The following is a 15,749-nucleotide window of genomic DNA, read 5'->3' as shown; positions in this document are numbered from 1 at the left end:
CCCCATATTATAAAATCGGGAAACCAATTTGCGGAACTACTTACATTGAATAAAGGGAATTGATGAATTGTAATTGATTGATAATCAATATTAAAAGGAGGTGTAAATTACGATGCCCAGTAGGTCGACAGACGCATTATTTCAACTGATAAAATCACTGGAAAAATCGGAAAAACGGAACCTGAAACTTTTTGCAGGCCGCAATTCCGGAGCAGAGTCATTAAAGAGCATGCAGCTTTTTAATGCCCTGGATAAATTGCCGGAATACGATGAGAAAGTGCTGCTGAAAAGGGTCCCTGCCGTAAGCAAGCAGCAGCTTTCCAATACCAAGGCTCTTTTATACAAACAGATACTAAGCAGTTTGCGGATCATCAGGGAAGACAAGAACGTTGATATGCAACTGCGTGAAATCATGGACAGTGCCCGGATCCTTTTTAATAAAGGACTTTATCTTCAAACACTCAAAGCACTGGACCGGGCCAAAGAAGTAGCGCGCACCTATCACCAGATGACCTATCTGCAGCAGGCACTTTTTTTTGAAAAGAAGATCGAGGGCCTTTATATTACCCGCAGCATTCAGAACCGTGCCGACGAACTGGCTGAGGAAGCAGATGCTGTAATTGAAAAGATCGCTCATATCAATACGCTTTCCAACCTTGCTCTTCAATTGTACAGCTGGTACATCCAGAACGGGCATGCCCGCAATGAAAACGATGTGAAAACCGTAAAGCTCTTTTTTGAAAAGAGCCTGCCCCGGAATGCGGTACAACTGGAAGGGTTTTATGAGAAGCAGTATTATTACCAGAGCTATGCCTGGTACGCTTTTATAAAACTGGATTTCCTGGCCTTCTACCGCTATTGCCAGAAATGGGTGGATTCTTTTGAGGCAGAGCCGCAGATGATTCAGGTAGAAACCACCATGTACATCAAAGGCGTACATAACCTGATGAGCGCCCATTTCGATCTGATGAACCGGGACGGTCTGGCCGCCTGTATCAAAAAGTTCAAGCATTTTGTGCAGACGCCGCTGGTGCAGGACAATAATAACAACCGCATTAACGGCTACGTTTACCTTTATACGGCAGTGATCAACCTTCATTTTCTGGAAGGCACTTTTCACAGAGGACTGAAGATGGTGCCTTACCTGGAGGAAATGCTCATTGAGCATGGCCGCTACCTGGACCGGCACCGGGTAATGGTGTTCTATTACAAGATCGCCTGTTTGTATTTTGGAAGCGGCAACAATAAAAAAGCGATCGATTACCTCAACCGGATCATTCATCAGAAGGATGACCTGCGCACCGATCTGCAGTGTTACTCCCGGCTGCTGCACCTGATCGCCCATTACGAACTGGGTAATTTTGACCTGCTGGAATACCTCATCAAATCGGTATACCGTTATATGGCAAAAATGGAGAACCTCAGCAAGGTGGAAGAGGAGATGTTCCGCTTTCTGAGAAATGCCTTTAAATTTAACACCCGCACCATAAAACCGGAATTCGAAAAACTGCTGGTCAAACTGAAACGCTATCAGAATAACCGGCTGGAGGCAAGGGCATTTGCCTATCTGGACGTGATCAGCTGGCTCGAAAGCAAGTTGTCCGGCATCAATGTTCAGGATGTGATCCGTAAAAAATACCTGCGCGAGAGCCGCCTTAGCAAAAAAAACGCTCCCTGATAAAAAGGAGCGTTTCGTTGAAATAATTTAGTGCCTCTACCGGTTGAAATTCCTGAGCGATTCGTTCGGATTAAAAGTGAACCGGTTTAATACCACTTTTTTCTTATAGGGAACAAAATAGGTATTGGTCCCTTTCTGATAAGAAATCGTGTTATTGAGGTTGATGTAGTTATTATTCGTTGTGCTGGTGTTCGTCAGAACACGATCGCCTCTGTATTGATAGTCCGACCGGAGGGAAAAAGAGGAAAGCTCTTTTTCAAATTTGTTCTCTGCCACATAGCCGTTTTTCGGTTTATCCTTTCCATGATCCACATCGGTAACGGTATTCTCGGCAGCAAACGAAGCACCCCCTACAGCCAGGACACAAAGCACAGTAAGTAAGAAGGTTTTTAACATTTTTAATGCCTTTTGATAATTTAAACTAATGCAAAGTTATAATATAATTGTAAGATTTGAAAATTTTAATTTTTTTTTAACCCATTTTGTCATACGATGGATAATAAATAACCGTTAACAGTGCTTTTTTGGAAAATCTTTAATAGGGAATTCAGACTGTTTTTTGTATAATATGCTTATTATCAGTATATTAATTTTTGATGCAACAAAGGGGCCTGAAATTACCTCTTACCAGTAAGTTTTGCACACCGGAGGAAAACTTGTAACCGGGGGGTATGGGGCTTTTTTCCTATATTGAAACAAAATAGGGGATTTAGTGGTTTTGATAATATAATAAATGAGCAGTATGAGAGAGTATTCGAATCAGAGTGAAGAGCGGAGGGAAGACATGGACGAATTATTACAACGCTATGAAAACCTTAAAACCGGCCAATCCGCATCCTACCTTGAAGAAGAAGAATTTGAACGGGTTATCAATTATTTTGAGTCGAAAGAGGCATTTAAAAAGGCGTTAAATGCAACAGAGATCGCCATCGAGCAATTCCCGTATTCAGCCGGGCTGCTGATAAAGAAGGCCGACCTTGTTTTAAATAACCGTGCCTACGATACGGCACTGGAACTGCTGGATAAGGCCTCCATATTTGATGGCAACAACATCGACATCTATATTCTGAAGACGGAAGCATTCCTGGCGCTCGACCGGCAGGAAGAGGCGGTGGTATTGCTGGAAGAGGCGCTCAACCTTTTTGAAGGCGATGAGAAGATCGAGCTGCTTTTTGAGCTGGCCGATGTTTACGACGACTATGAAAGCTTCGATAAGGTATTTGATTGCCTGAGATGGATCCTTGAGCTGGAACCGGCCAATGAAGAAGCCCTGTACAAGATCTGTTTCTGGACCGACTACACCGGCCGTAATGCAGAGAGCATTGAGTTGCATCAGAAGATCATCAATGAATTTCCTTACTGCGAGCTGGCCTGGTTCAATCTGGGTGCATCGTATCAGGGGATCAAGCTGTACGAAAAAGCAATAGATGCATATAAATATGCTATCGCCATCGATGAGAAATTCGATTATGCCTACCGCAATATCGGTGATGCGTACATCCGTCTGCGGAAATATAAAGATGCTATCGAACACCTCGAGCGGGTACTGGAACTCGCAAAACCGGAAGATGTGATCTACGAGGCCATCGGGTATTGTTACGAAAAACTGAAGAACTATGCCCAGGCGCGTTTTTATTTCCGCAAAGCCTCACATTTAAATGACGACAAAAGCGTCTTATTCTATAAAATGGCGCTTACCTACTATAAGGAGGATAAATTCGAGCTCTGTGTCCGCCAGCTGGAATCCGCACTGAAGATCAAGAATAACAATCCCGAATACCTCTTGCTGATGGGGCAGAGCAAGCTGGCCCTGGGCCAGCAGCGGGAAGCATTGCAATACTTCCTCAATGTGGTGCGGCTGCGTCCCAAACTGATGATGGGGTGGGAGGCATTGCTGATCGGACTTTATAAGGCAGAACAGTTTGACCAGGGGCTGGAGCAGGTTCAGAATGCCATCCTGCGGATCGGTGCCGATAAGCCGTTATTTCATTATTACAAGGCCCTGTTCTGCTTTGGTCTGGGCCAGTCGAAACAGGCACTGCTGGAACTGGAAGAAGGCCTTGTGAAAGCACCCCGCCAGCTGAAGAAGATACTGGAAGTGGAACCGGCGCTGCTACAGCGGCCGGCCGTAACTGCGTTGATCGTAAAGGTGAAACGGAAGTAGGCTTTAGTCTTTAGATATCCGGATACCGGATCTGGCACAGGATGGAGCAATTCTTGATAATGCAGGCGCGATAAGGTTGGCGATTTAATGCTTTCCCGGAATTAAACGGAAGTTCTTCTTTCAGATGAGATAAAGTGACATTGTTACGTTGCCGGCTGTGGTTGATTGCGCCGGGCGTGCTCAGCTGTTCCGGTGTTTGGTTTGCTGTAATCTTTTTACCCGTTTCATGTACCGGCGTTCCTTTCTTTTGGCGCCAGGTATGCCAATGCTGGATTTAATGCCTTCCAGGATGGATTTGATAAAAAAGTTAACGGGGGATTTATCCTTCAGGCGTACAAAGAAAACCGGGGCATTTTTACCTCTGTTGTTTTTGCGGAGGATGAGGGCATTGGCCGCCCAGCTGATCACTTTATTCTTAAAACTTTGTTTAGTGAGGTCGTCTTTATTCATCAGCCGTAACTTCAGCCCCTGGTAATACATTTGCATGGATCCTTTTGAATAGTCCTCGTTACCGGCTGCGGTCATGTTCAGGCTGTCGAGGTATCCTCCCAAAACTTCCGCGCCTACAAGGGGAAGTAACGCGGCGTTCCATTTTTTCAGATCCAGCGCGCCGGTATGCAGCTGCATGCGGAAGCGGGCGAGACTATCGGTATATGACTCCTGTACATCCAGACGGGTGTCCATTGCCCCCAGCACCTTTGCCCTTGCCTGGATGTAAAGGCTGTCGGTTGGATGCAGGTCATAATTCCTCACGGGATAAAGGGATGCATTGAGCTCATAAACCGGGATGATACCCAGGGTATCGGTCTGCGGATTGATCTCCCAGTATTCCACGTATGCGTTTGAAATACCCACCGTATCAATATTGATCTTTATCGGTATTTTCAGTATCTGCGGTACGGGCAGCGCTTTGTATTTCTTTGCGGTATCCGGTTGTGTCTTATCCTTGAACGAAAGCAGCCGGACAGCATCCGCATTCAGGTTGCCGATTTTAAGGATACTGTCACTGCCATAGGCCAGCCGGTCAAAAGGCCCGCCGCTGATGGCTCCTGTATGCAGGCGGAGATAATCTTCATTAAAGGCTTTTGCCTTTTTATAATCTTCAATACTTTGAACAGGTACCAGGCTGAGGGAATCCACCTTGAAAAAGCCCTTGTCCAGATTAAAATTATACCAGTCGAGCTGGTTCTTGCCGGTAGTATAGCTTCCTGAGGCATTACCGATATACAGGCGGTCGCTTGCCTGGATGACCTCTGCAATATTCCGGAGCGATCCGGAGCTGAGGGCTACATTCCGCACGTCACCTTTATCCAGCTTCAGAACGGCATTCTTTTTACCCAGACTGTCAAATACCAGCTTGTCCATGGAGCGGACGCTCAGCAGGGTGCTCCAGTCCAGTTTCCCGTCTTCATTTTTTCCTGCTTTCAAACCGGACAGCAGGATATTGAATCGGTTGTAGTTGGTGGCGAACCGTTTTCCGTTGCTGTTGTTCAAAAACTCAAAGTTGGTAAGGTAGGCTTCCAGTTCATTTACATCAAGCAGGGACTGCGCGGAGGAGCTGAACTTTTTAAGACGCAGGTAACTGTTTTCCGGAACGCCATCCCAGCTGATGGTATTGGTCTGATTTTTTTTGTTTACAAAACGCAGTTCCAGTTTTGGCCGCTGCAACAACACCTCCCCGAGCAGGATGTCAGGTGTTTTGTTTTTCTCGCCCGCGCTGCTGCTGTCTTTTTGCCCGAAATGCCCGGTAATGTCCGGATCGCTAAGTGTAAGCTGCTGCAGTTCCAGGTGGCCATTCACCATCCGGTTAACTTCCGGGATAAAAGCGATTGTTGGGATCTGTATGCGGATGGAATCCGTAGCGGTACTTTTTTCAAATGAAAAATTGCGGAGGATGCTGCTCGACCGGTCGGCTATAGAGATCTCGTCCACCGACAGCCGCTGATCCGGGCCGGTCATAACAAAATTATTTCCCGAGAGGGAAAGTCCCTGTAACTGTACCGCATTCTTTTTGTTTTTATAAAATTCGTCCACAGCAAGGGTGGTAAAATAGCCTTTGACCTCCCTGCTGCCATCATTGAATTGCAGGGAGGTATTGCTTCCTTTGAGGTCCTTTATAACGAACTGGGCAAGCGGCTCTTTTTTTGCCGGTTTCCCCGGCGCTACCGGCTGGTCCATGCGGATCGCGGCGCTTCCCCAACGGATGCCAAAAAGCGACAACCGCTGGTTGGTACTGTCGAGGACCATATCCCGGAGCCTTGTATTGTTGACGTCGGCATGGACCCCGTTACCTCTCACCGCAATACTGGCGGCCCTGATGCCATTGTCTTCCAGGGCTGCCCGGTTAAATGTTACCGTCAGCGGCCCTTTCTGATAGACGCCTTTACCAAAATTAAAAACTTTGATGGAGTGCTGGATGTGCTTGACCTTCTTTGATGCGGTCAGTTCCTCCGGCATTACGGAAAGGTTGGCGTCATTGAGTTTTAATGTAGCGTTCTTCCCCAGGTTAAGATGGATATTGCCGTTCTCTATTGCAAGCGCATCCAGGTTCATGATCGCTCCTATATTGGTGAGGGTCTGGAAAATGCTTTTATCCTTTTTCGTTTTTTGCGGGGTTAATGTGTATTGTATTTCAGGGTTCAGGAACAAGGCACTGTTGGCACTGAAAAAATTATCATAGAGCAGGGATTCCCAGGAAAGCCCCCGGAGCTCAAACCGCGGCATCTGCACGTTGTTGATGATCTTTCCCTTGTTGTATTCCTTAAAGGAGAATTTGGTAAGGTTGATCGCATCATTGAGGAACTGGACACTGTCAAATGCCAGCGCATACCGGCCATCCTGTAGTTTTGTTTCATAGTTGTGGAGGGTCATAAGGAATTTATCCACCTTTACCGCCTGATCATAACTCTGCCGGATCATCAGCCCCTGTAATTCAAAATTGTTATTTGTGGAGGTAAAGGTGTTGACCTTTCCCTTGCGGATGGTATTGATATTGATGCCGGCATTTTGCACGATAACGTAGTTCAGCATCACATCCCCGAACAGCTGCTGCAGCAGGTCATCGATCTTCTGGATCTTTTTATTGTTCCGGCGGGATGTTTTCTGATCGCTGTCGATATCGAGGAAAATATTGGGGTTGGTGCTGTAAACCGAATCCGCCTGTACCACTTCCTCATGATAAAGCGTGTCGAAATTTATATTGGTCAGTCTTAATTTATCAAAATAGATCTTAAACGCGCTTTTTGAACTGTCGTCTTTGGTGCCTCTTATGGTGCAGCTGTCAAACTCCACCCGCTGATCCTGCAGCGTGAACTTAAAGTTTTTAAAGCTCAGCATATAGCGGTTACCGGGGAAGATAATGTTCTGATCGTGGGAGCGGATATAGATCTCATCGGTAAAAGGGATCTTTTCGTCGGAATTGCTGTTCTTCCTGCTGGTGGTGCTGTCTACCTGAAGACCGTCCAGCCGCATATCGATCTTATTGACCACAAACGGCATTTCTGCTGGTTTGGTATTGTCGATCAGTGAAAGGCTACCGTCATTCAGGATGAACCGGTTGATCTGTAGTTCATTGATCGCATCATTGATGGAGTTGGACACTTTTCCCATTTCCAGCGCCACGGAGAAATTTTCATCATTGGCGTTCCTGCCCGCCCGCCTGGAGCGCCGGTTCATCCGGGTAATGGTCACTGCCGGTGTATAGAGATGGATGGAATCAATGAGGATCTGTTTTTTGAACAACAGGGGTAAAAAGCCGCGGGCCTTTACCGTAATGCGTTTGACATTTACATTGTAAACCGATCGGGCAGTGCTGTCTGTTGAATAAAATAATGCGTTCTGCAGTTCGATCTTGTTTTTGATCCAGTTGAATTTGAATTTATCAACCTTGAGTTTCAGCTTTCCCTTCGACTGGCGTTCCACGATCTGTTCCAGCGCCGATTCCGCGTGATCGATAAACCAGAAGTTAAATGCGGTGATAGCAGTAGCTACAATACCAAGAACAATAAGCCAGAAACGATAGCGTATTCTCCTGAACCGGAGGTTCAGGCGTGGTAAATCTTTCAGGCGGATACGGGTTTTCAAACTGTTGTTGGTTTATACTTAAAAATAATGAAAAAAGTTGAATGATTTCATTAAACAAAAGTATAACTATCAACGTTTTAACAAGATGCTTAACTTATGGCGACGCCATTAGGAGCCGTAAGGTCCGCTGCAACAAAGACCAATTTGCCCGTTTCATCCTCCGCCATGAGTATCATGCCATTGCTTTCGATGCCCCGCATCTTCCTGGGGGCGAGGTTGGCCACCACCACCACTTTGCGGCCCGGTAATGTTTCCGGGGCAAAATGAAGGGCAATACCGGAAACGATGGTCCGTTTTTCAAAGCCGAGATCAATTTCAAGTTTTAACAGTTTATCGGCTTTTTCCACTTTCTCTGCACTAAGGATCGTCCCGGTACGCAGGTCGATCTTGGAGAAATCGTCGAAGCTGATCTGGGATTTGAGATTTGAGTCCCGATAATCATCGGGATGAGGTTTGAGATTTGAGGTTTGAGATTTGAGATCGGGCAGCCCGCTGCCTGCTGATGGCTGATCGCTGCCGGCCCTTAGTTTTTGCAACTGCGCTTCCACTTCCGCATCTTCAATTTTCCGGAACAGTAATTCCGGTGCCCGCAAGGTATAACCAACACTCAGAAGGTTCAGTTTGCCGGCATTTTCCCAGTCCAGCATGCGGTCCACCACCTTCATCATATGCAGCATTTTTTGTGCTGCCGTTGGCAGGAAGGGATTGATGAGGATGGCCAGGTTGGCGGTGAGCTGCAGACACAGGTGCAGGCAGTTGTCGATCTTTTGTTGCGCAACAGCACTGTCCGGGTTATCCGCTGTGAGCTGTTTTGCAAGGATCCAGGGTTCTTTTTCCTGCATGTATTTATTGCCCTTACGGCTCAGGTCGATCACCTCAAACAAGGCATCGCGGAAACGGAAATTCTCCAGTGCCGTCTGCACTTTGGCTGCCGACTGCTGGATGTCGGAGATCAGCGTCTGGTCGGCCTCATCCAGTAATTCGGTATGCAGCTTTGGCACTTTGCCGCCGCAGAGTTTATGCATCAGCACAAAAGTGCGGTTTACAAAGTTCCCGAAGATCGATACCAGCTCGTTGTTATTACGGTCCTGGAAGTCCTTCCAGGTAAAATCATTATCCTTGGTTTCGGGCGCGTTGCTGCAAAGCACATAACGCAGGGCGTCCTCGCATCCGGGAAAATCTTTTACATATTCGTGCACCCATACGGCCCAGTTGCGGCTGGTAGATACTTTTTGCCCTTCGATGTTCAGAAATTCATTGGCGGGCACATTGTCCGGCAACACAAAATCACCGTGGGCCTTCAGCATCGAAGGAAAAATGATGCAATGGAATACGATATTGTCCTTACCGATAAAATGGATCAGGCGCGTGTCTTCCTTACACCAGTAGTCGGCCCATCGATCGGTAAGCTCCTTGGTGGCGGATATATACCCGATGGGCGCATCAAACCATACATACAATACTTTACCCTCGGCATCCGGAAGCGGCACTTTAATGCCCCAGTTGCTGTCACGGGTCATTGCCCGCGGCTGCAGCCCATTGTCCAGCCAGCTTTTGCACTGGCCGTATACATTGGCCTTCCATTCCTTATGGTCTTCCAGTATCCATTGTTTCAGCCATTCTTCATAATTCTGCAACGGGAAGTACCAGTGTTTGGTTTTTTTCTTTACGGGTATGGCATCACTCAGCGTACTGCGCGGGTTGATCAGCTGCTCCGGCGACAGGCTGCTGCCGCATTTTTCACACTGATCCCCGAAAGCGCCGGGGTTGCCGCAAACAGGGCAGGTGCCGGTAATGTACCGGTCTGCCAGGAAGGTGGCTGTTTTTTCATCGTAGTATTGCTCGGTCTCGCGCTCCTCGAACAGGCCTTTGTCGTAAAGCACCTTAAAGAAATCGGCCGCCGTTTCATGATGTATTTTGGCGGAGGTACGGGAATACACATCAAATGAAATCCCCATCTGCTCAAAGCTTTCTTTGATCTGGGCATGGTATTTATCCACGATGTCCTGCGGTGTTACTCCCTCTTTCATGGCCCTTATGGTAATGGGTACTCCGTGCTCATCACTGCCGCCGATGAATTTAACATCTTTTTTCTGTGCCCTCAGGTAACGTGCATATATATCAGCGGGGATATAACACCCTGCCAGGTGGCCAATGTGCACCGGCCCGTTGGCATAAGGTAACGCCGCTGTAATTAAGGTTCTTTTATATTCTTTCATTGATCGTGCTTGAATTAATCTGCAAAAGTACAACGATTTCCGCTATTAGCCACCAGGAGTTGGTCGTCGGCTTTTAACTTTAGAAAGGAGAATTGAATTTTGAGAATGGACTGCTGACCGCCGGGAGCTGACGGCTGATCGCCGAAAGCCGGTAGGTGCCCGCTCAAATCTCACGTCTCAATCCTATCTTAGCAGCTATGAACCGTAAAACCTTTGTACAATCATCATTAACGTTGCTTGCTGCAGCAGGGCTCCCTGTATCCGTTGTAAATGCGGGAACGCAACCGGCGGAAACAAAAGAAAAAATACCGCCTTTTCTGAAGCCGGGCGACATGATCGGGATCACTTCCCCTGCCGGATTTATCATGCGGGAAGGGATCATTCCGGCGGCTACCCTGATGCAGCAATGGGGGTTTAAGATCCGGGTCGGATATACGATCGGCAAACGCGATTTTACATTTGGCGGAACGGATGCGGAGCGGAGGGAAGATCTGCAGCAATTGCTGGATGATCCGGCGGTAAAAGCGATCATGTGCGCCCGGGGCGGCTACGGATCGGTGCGGATTGTGGACGGCCTGAACTGGGACCGGTTTAAGGCAAATCCCAAATGGCTGATCGGGTTCAGCGACATCACCGTATTGCATTCCCACATAAATAAAAACCTGGGCATCGCCACCCTGCATTCAAAAATGTGCAATAGTTTCCCGGATGTATGGGACACCGCAGACCCGCTGCAGAAAGATACGATCGAATCGATACGAAAGGCGCTTACGGGGGAGAAGATGAGCTATACCGCGGAGGCATTCAATCAGCTGAACAAGACCGGAACCGCCACAGGAGCCCTGGTGGGCGGCAACCTGAAAACGCTGGAAACGCTTGCCGGATCTGCGTCTGACCTGGATACGGACGGGAAAATACTGTTTGTGGAAGATACCGGCGAATACCTGTACAGCATTGATCGCATGTTCTGGAACCTGAAGCGGACAGGGAAGCTCGACCGGCTGGCAGGACTGATCGTGGGCGGTATGAAGATTAAACAGGACCCGCTGGATGAACAGTTCGGAAAAAATATTTATGATATCGTACTGGAGAAAACAAAAATGTACAGTTACCCTGTTTGTTTTGATTTCCCGGTTGGACACCAGATCAATAACTACGCCCTGCGATGCGGGATGAAGCACCAGCTGTCCGTAACCACCGCCGGGGCCACATTAACCAGTTTATAATTTTTTAAATCAATCAAGATCATGAAAGTTACCCTACCCCCCGCGTTGCAGAAAGGTGCTACCATCGGGATCGTTTGTCCGTCGGGGTTTATGGACGCCGCAAAAGCGGCAGAATGTATACGGGTATTACAGCAATGGGGCTTCCGGGTAAAGACCGGTGCCACGCTGGGAGGGAACTCCGCTACCTATTTTTCGGGTACCGATGCAGAACGGCTGCAGGACCTTCAGCAGATGCTGGACGATAATGAAGTGCAGGCCGTGCTGTGTGGCCGCGGCGGGTACGGGATGGGGCGGATCATTGACCGGATCGATTTTAAGAAATTCCGGAAAGGACCCAAGTGGGTGATCGGCTACAGCGATATCACGATCTTTCTCAATCATATTTTTCAGAATTTTAATATTGCCGGCCTGCACGCACCCATGGCTGCTGCTTTTAACGACGGGGGCTACAGGAACCGTTATGTACGGTCGCTGCACCAGGCGCTCACGGGCGAAAAGGCGGTGTATACCGTGACCCGGTCCCGGCACAACTGGCAGGGTACGGCAACCGGAACGCTGGTGGGAGGTAATCTGTCGCTGCTGGTGAATGCCATCGGCACCCGATCTGATGTGCGCACCAAAGGCCGCATCCTCTTCCTGGAGGATATCGGCGAACAGAAATACAGTATCGACCGGATGCTGCACCAGCTGAAGCGCAGCGGCAGGCTGGCAGAACTGGCCGGATTGATATTTGGAGGCTTTACAGACATACAGGACACCACGCGGCCGTTTGGCGAGGAGATCCACACGATCCTGCTGGATATCGTAAAGGAATATGATTATCCTGTTTGCTTTGATTTTCCGGTGAGTCATGATAAAGCGAACTACGCACTTAAAGTGGGCGGGAACTACCGGCTGACCGTAGGCAAAAAAGTACAGCTGGAGGAGATCTAGTTTTATGGCAGCAATACTTTTTCAGTAAGGTATGTCAGGGCTGTCCCGGTAGCGGTCACCTATGCGTCAGGCTAATGTTTGCCATTAGAACGCTGCAGCGCACCGGGAATAGCGGTACAGGTGGTGTGCAGCAGGTTATCGCCGTGCTGCGGCTGCTTTTATTTGATAAATTGTAAGGGAAATGCTGATCTGCCGGACGTTTTAGCCGGATGACGAAGTCGTGCTTTGAGGGGCCTTTGTCGGGCTCAGGGCAACATATAGTCCGCAATTTCATAATTGATACGATACCAGAACGTCCAGACCGGTCATCGATAAAATCAATTAGTTTTGCATTTTTATCGGTACGATTTATGACCCTGCAGCAACTGGAATATATCATCGCGGTGGATGTGCACCGCAATTTTGTAAAGGCCGCCGACTCCTGCTACATCACACAGCCAACATTGAGTATGCAGATCCAGAAACTGGAAGAAGAGCTGGGACTGAAATTGTTTGACCGCAGCAAACTGCCTGTGGTACCCACGGCGGCGGGAAAAGATGTACTGGAATATGCGAGGCGAATCCTGCACGCCCGCAATGAGCTGAACCGCTATATCGAAGATCAGAAAGGACGGCTCTCCGGACAGCTGCGTATCGGGATCATCCCGACATTGGCGCCTTACCTGTTGCCCATTTTTGTGCCGGCCTTTATAAAAAAATACCCGGATATCAAACTGATCATCCACGAGCTGATGACAGAGCACATTGTTTCTTATCTGAAGGAGGAAAAGATCGATGCGGGTATCCTGGTCACTCCACTGAATGAAACGGGTATTACCGAGCAGGTACTGTTTTATGAAGAGCTGATGGTATTCACTTCCAAAAAGAACCGGGCTTACCAGAAGCAGTACATACTGCCCAAAGATATTGATACCAGCAAACTCTGGCTGCTGGAGGAAGGACACTGTTTCCGGTCGCAGATCCTTTCCATCTGCGAATTACAGAAACAAAGCAAGGCGCATTCCGGTCTGGAATATGAAGCCGGCAGCCTGGAAACCCTGAAACGGATGGTAGAGATCAGCGATGGTGTAACGATCGTGCCGGAGCTGGTTACCTTACAAATGCCCAAAAGCCAGCAACAGCTGATCCGGCATTTTAAAAAGCCCGTGCCAGTGCGGGAGGTGAGCCTGGCCGTGCACCGCGATTTTTTAAAGGAGAAACTGGTCAGGGCTCTTCAGGAAGAAATACTGCTTGCCGTGCCGGAGCAGTTAAAGAAAAAACCTTCGTCCAATGTGATCCCGATCAACTAAAGCCGTTAGCGACGACCTGTCAGCCCTGAGCTGATGGCTGACAGCTGCTTATTCCGGATCCTGGATGCGGTTCAGTTTTACACTCGTAAGCGGTGCCACGATGAGCGGGAATTTTTCCACGGTTACATTGGAAAGATCCAGCCCGAATCCTTTTTCTTCGGAGAGACTGATCTGCTTGATCAGGAAGTGCAGCTTCATAATGATCTTTTCCATAAACGGAAGATCATTGTCCGGACTCAGGTATTTTTCCATCACCATAAACTGGAAGTCGCCCACGGTATTGCTGCTGGCCAGACTTTCATAACGGCTGATGATGTTCACCTCGTTGTTCACTACCAGGTCTTCCACTACTTTTTTGAACATGATATTGATCCGGGGCTGTATGCGGAAACCCAGCCGGAAGTCGATGCGGATGATATCATTGGGAATGATATGCTCCACTTTGTATTCCGCTGTATAGGGATCATCCAGTGTGTCCACATGTACGAACCAGTAGATGTCGGCGCGTTTGGGTTTCTTATTCAGGATGGAATAGATGATCTTGTGTTCGATCTCTTTTGGGTTATCGGCGCTGGTAAGATAGATCAGATGCGTGGCGTATTTAGCGATGGAGCGGTCGGCGCTGAGCTCCTGCATTTTGGGAATATAGTGCTCCATGCGCACAAATTCCACATAACGGTTCTTGATCTTCCGGGCGCGGTACCATACATACATCACGATAAACATCAGGCCGCCGATCATCACCGTAATATAACCCCCGTGTACAAATTTTGCCAGCAATGCGATAAGGTAGGCAATTTCGATCACCAGGTACCCGGCAATAAAGAGGTAGACCCAGATCGGTTTGATCCTTTTCAGCACCAGGTAATTGGCAAAAAGGATGGTGGTGGTGAGCATGGTTACGATAATGGCCAGTCCGTAGGCTGCTTCCATACGGGAGGATTGCTGAAAATAAAGCACCACGCCGACACAGCCCACAAACATCAGGGTGTTGATCGCGGGTATGAACAGCTGTCCTTTTGCTTCGGACGGGTATCTTATTTTTACCTTGGGCCAGAGGTTCAGCCGCATGGCCTCACTGATAAGCGTATAGGCGCCGGATATCATGGCCTGGCTGGCAATGATCGCCGCGGTGGTGGCAATGACCACACCCGGTACAATAAACCACTCCGGCATTAAATTAAAAAAGGCATTGATACCCAGGGTCTTTTTAACCGATTCGGTAATGGTCAGTCCGTCGTGACGGGACAACAGGTAGGCACCCTGCCCAAAATAGTTGAGCAGCAGGCATAATTTTACATACATCCAGGATATCCGGATGTTCTCCCTTCCGCAGTGCCCCAGATCGCTGTAGAGCGCCTCTGCTCCCGTGGTACAGAGAAAGACCGCCCCCAGCAGCCAGAAACCGTGCGGGTACCGGATCAGGAAATCGATGGCATAATGCGGGCTGAGGGCCCGGAAAATTGATACGTCATCAAATAAATGGATGAGGCCGAAAACGGCCAGCATGGTGAACCAAAGGAACATCACCGGACCAAATACCTTGCCGATGGAGGCTGTACCGAACTGCTGCAGGAAAAAGAAGGCACAGAGAATGCAAAGGACAATGATAACAATGGTATTGGTAGACATATGCCTCAGGGAGGGGAGGATGGAAAGTCCTTCAACAGCGGAAGTGATGGTCATAGGCGGGGTAATGATTCCATCGGCGATCATAGCGGCACCGCCGATCATGGCAGGGATGACCAGCCATTTTCGTCGCCTTCTCACCAGGGCAAATAAGGCAAAGGTACCGCCTTCCCCCCGGTTATCGGCCCTAAGGATGAGCACTACGTATTTAATGGTGGTTTGCAGGGTAAGGGTCCAGATGATACAGGAAAGCGACCCTATGACCAGCAGCTCGTTCACCTCGCGGTTCCCGATAATTGCATTAAACACATAAAGAGGGGATGTGCCGATGTCGCCATATATAATTCCCAATGCAACTAGCAGGCCGGCGGCCGTCATTTTGTTTGTGGAAGCTTTCACTTGCTATGAGTCCTTTTTTTTCTGCAATAAAGCAGCAAAGTTTACATAAAGATTAAAAAACAAAAAACTTATTTTATTACCGCCTTTCACTATATTTTCCCCCTAATAACAGGCTTTGTTAAAAGCGAA

At 48.3% G+C, this 15,749-nt stretch carries 9 protein-coding genes; 5 read left to right on the top strand and 4 right to left on the bottom strand.

What is annotated here, in order from left to right; translation table 11 throughout:
* Positions 1-112 precede the first annotated feature (112 nt).
* Positions 113-1,678 (top strand): hypothetical protein, encoded by a 1,566-nt coding sequence (locus K7B07_RS05205; protein WP_223708020.1) that lies wholly within the window; start codon positions 113-115, stop codon positions 1,676-1,678.
* Between the two features lie 36 nt (positions 1,679-1,714).
* On the opposite strand, the gene K7B07_RS05200 is transcribed toward K7B07_RS05205, so the two are convergent.
* Positions 1,715-2,074 (bottom strand): hypothetical protein, encoded by a 360-nt coding sequence (locus tag K7B07_RS05200; protein ID WP_223708018.1) that lies wholly within the window; start codon positions 2,072-2,074, stop codon positions 1,715-1,717.
* A gap of 346 nt (positions 2,075-2,420) precedes the next feature.
* On the opposite strand from K7B07_RS05200, the gene K7B07_RS05195 reads away from it, so the two are divergent.
* On the top strand, positions 2,421-3,842 hold the full coding sequence (locus tag K7B07_RS05195) for a tetratricopeptide repeat protein (RefSeq protein ID WP_223708017.1): 1,422 nt from the start codon (positions 2,421-2,423) through the stop codon (positions 3,840-3,842).
* Positions 3,843-4,022: 180 nt separating this feature from the next.
* Here the strand turns inward: K7B07_RS05195 and K7B07_RS05190 are convergent, their stop codons facing one another.
* Both K7B07_RS05190 and metG read right to left on the bottom strand, forming a co-directional pair.
* The gene (locus tag K7B07_RS05190; RefSeq protein WP_223708016.1) at positions 4,023-7,925 is read right to left on the bottom strand and encodes an AsmA family protein; all 3,903 of its coding nucleotides are present in this window, start codon (positions 7,923-7,925) and stop codon (positions 4,023-4,025) included.
* Positions 7,926-8,014: 89 nt separating this feature from the next.
* Positions 8,015-10,144, bottom strand: a complete 2,130-nt coding sequence (gene metG, locus K7B07_RS05185; RefSeq protein WP_223708015.1) for a methionine--tRNA ligase — start codon at positions 10,142-10,144, stop codon at positions 8,015-8,017.
* A gap of 197 nt (positions 10,145-10,341) precedes the next feature.
* On the opposite strand from metG, the gene K7B07_RS05180 reads away from it, so the two are divergent.
* The 3 genes from K7B07_RS05180 to K7B07_RS05170 all read left to right on the top strand — a co-directional run bounded on the left by K7B07_RS05180 (position 10,342) and on the right by K7B07_RS05170 (position 13,592).
* On the top strand, positions 10,342-11,370 hold the full coding sequence (locus tag K7B07_RS05180) for a S66 peptidase family protein (protein ID WP_223708014.1): 1,029 nt from the start codon (positions 10,342-10,344) through the stop codon (positions 11,368-11,370).
* A gap of 21 nt (positions 11,371-11,391) precedes the next feature.
* The gene (locus K7B07_RS05175) at positions 11,392-12,303 is read left to right on the top strand and encodes a S66 peptidase family protein (protein ID WP_223708013.1); all 912 of its coding nucleotides are present in this window, start codon (positions 11,392-11,394) and stop codon (positions 12,301-12,303) included.
* Positions 12,304-12,653: 350 nt separating this feature from the next.
* Positions 12,654-13,592, top strand: coding sequence for a hydrogen peroxide-inducible genes activator (locus K7B07_RS05170; protein ID WP_223708012.1), 939 nt, complete (start codon positions 12,654-12,656; stop codon positions 13,590-13,592).
* A gap of 48 nt (positions 13,593-13,640) precedes the next feature.
* Here K7B07_RS05170 and K7B07_RS05165 read toward each other — a convergent pair whose 3' ends face one another.
* The gene (locus tag K7B07_RS05165; RefSeq protein ID WP_420847740.1) at positions 13,641-15,620 is read right to left on the bottom strand and encodes a KUP/HAK/KT family potassium transporter; all 1,980 of its coding nucleotides are present in this window, start codon (positions 15,618-15,620) and stop codon (positions 13,641-13,643) included.
* Between the last annotated feature and the right edge of the window lie 129 nt (positions 15,621-15,749).

Origin of the sequence: Niabella beijingensis, assembly GCF_020034665.1 — a bacterium.
GTDB classification, from domain to species: Bacteria; Bacteroidota; Bacteroidia; order Chitinophagales; family Chitinophagaceae; genus Niabella; species Niabella beijingensis.
The sequence above is the reverse complement of the archived record's forward strand: the minus strand, read 5'-3'. Positions and strand labels throughout refer to the sequence as shown.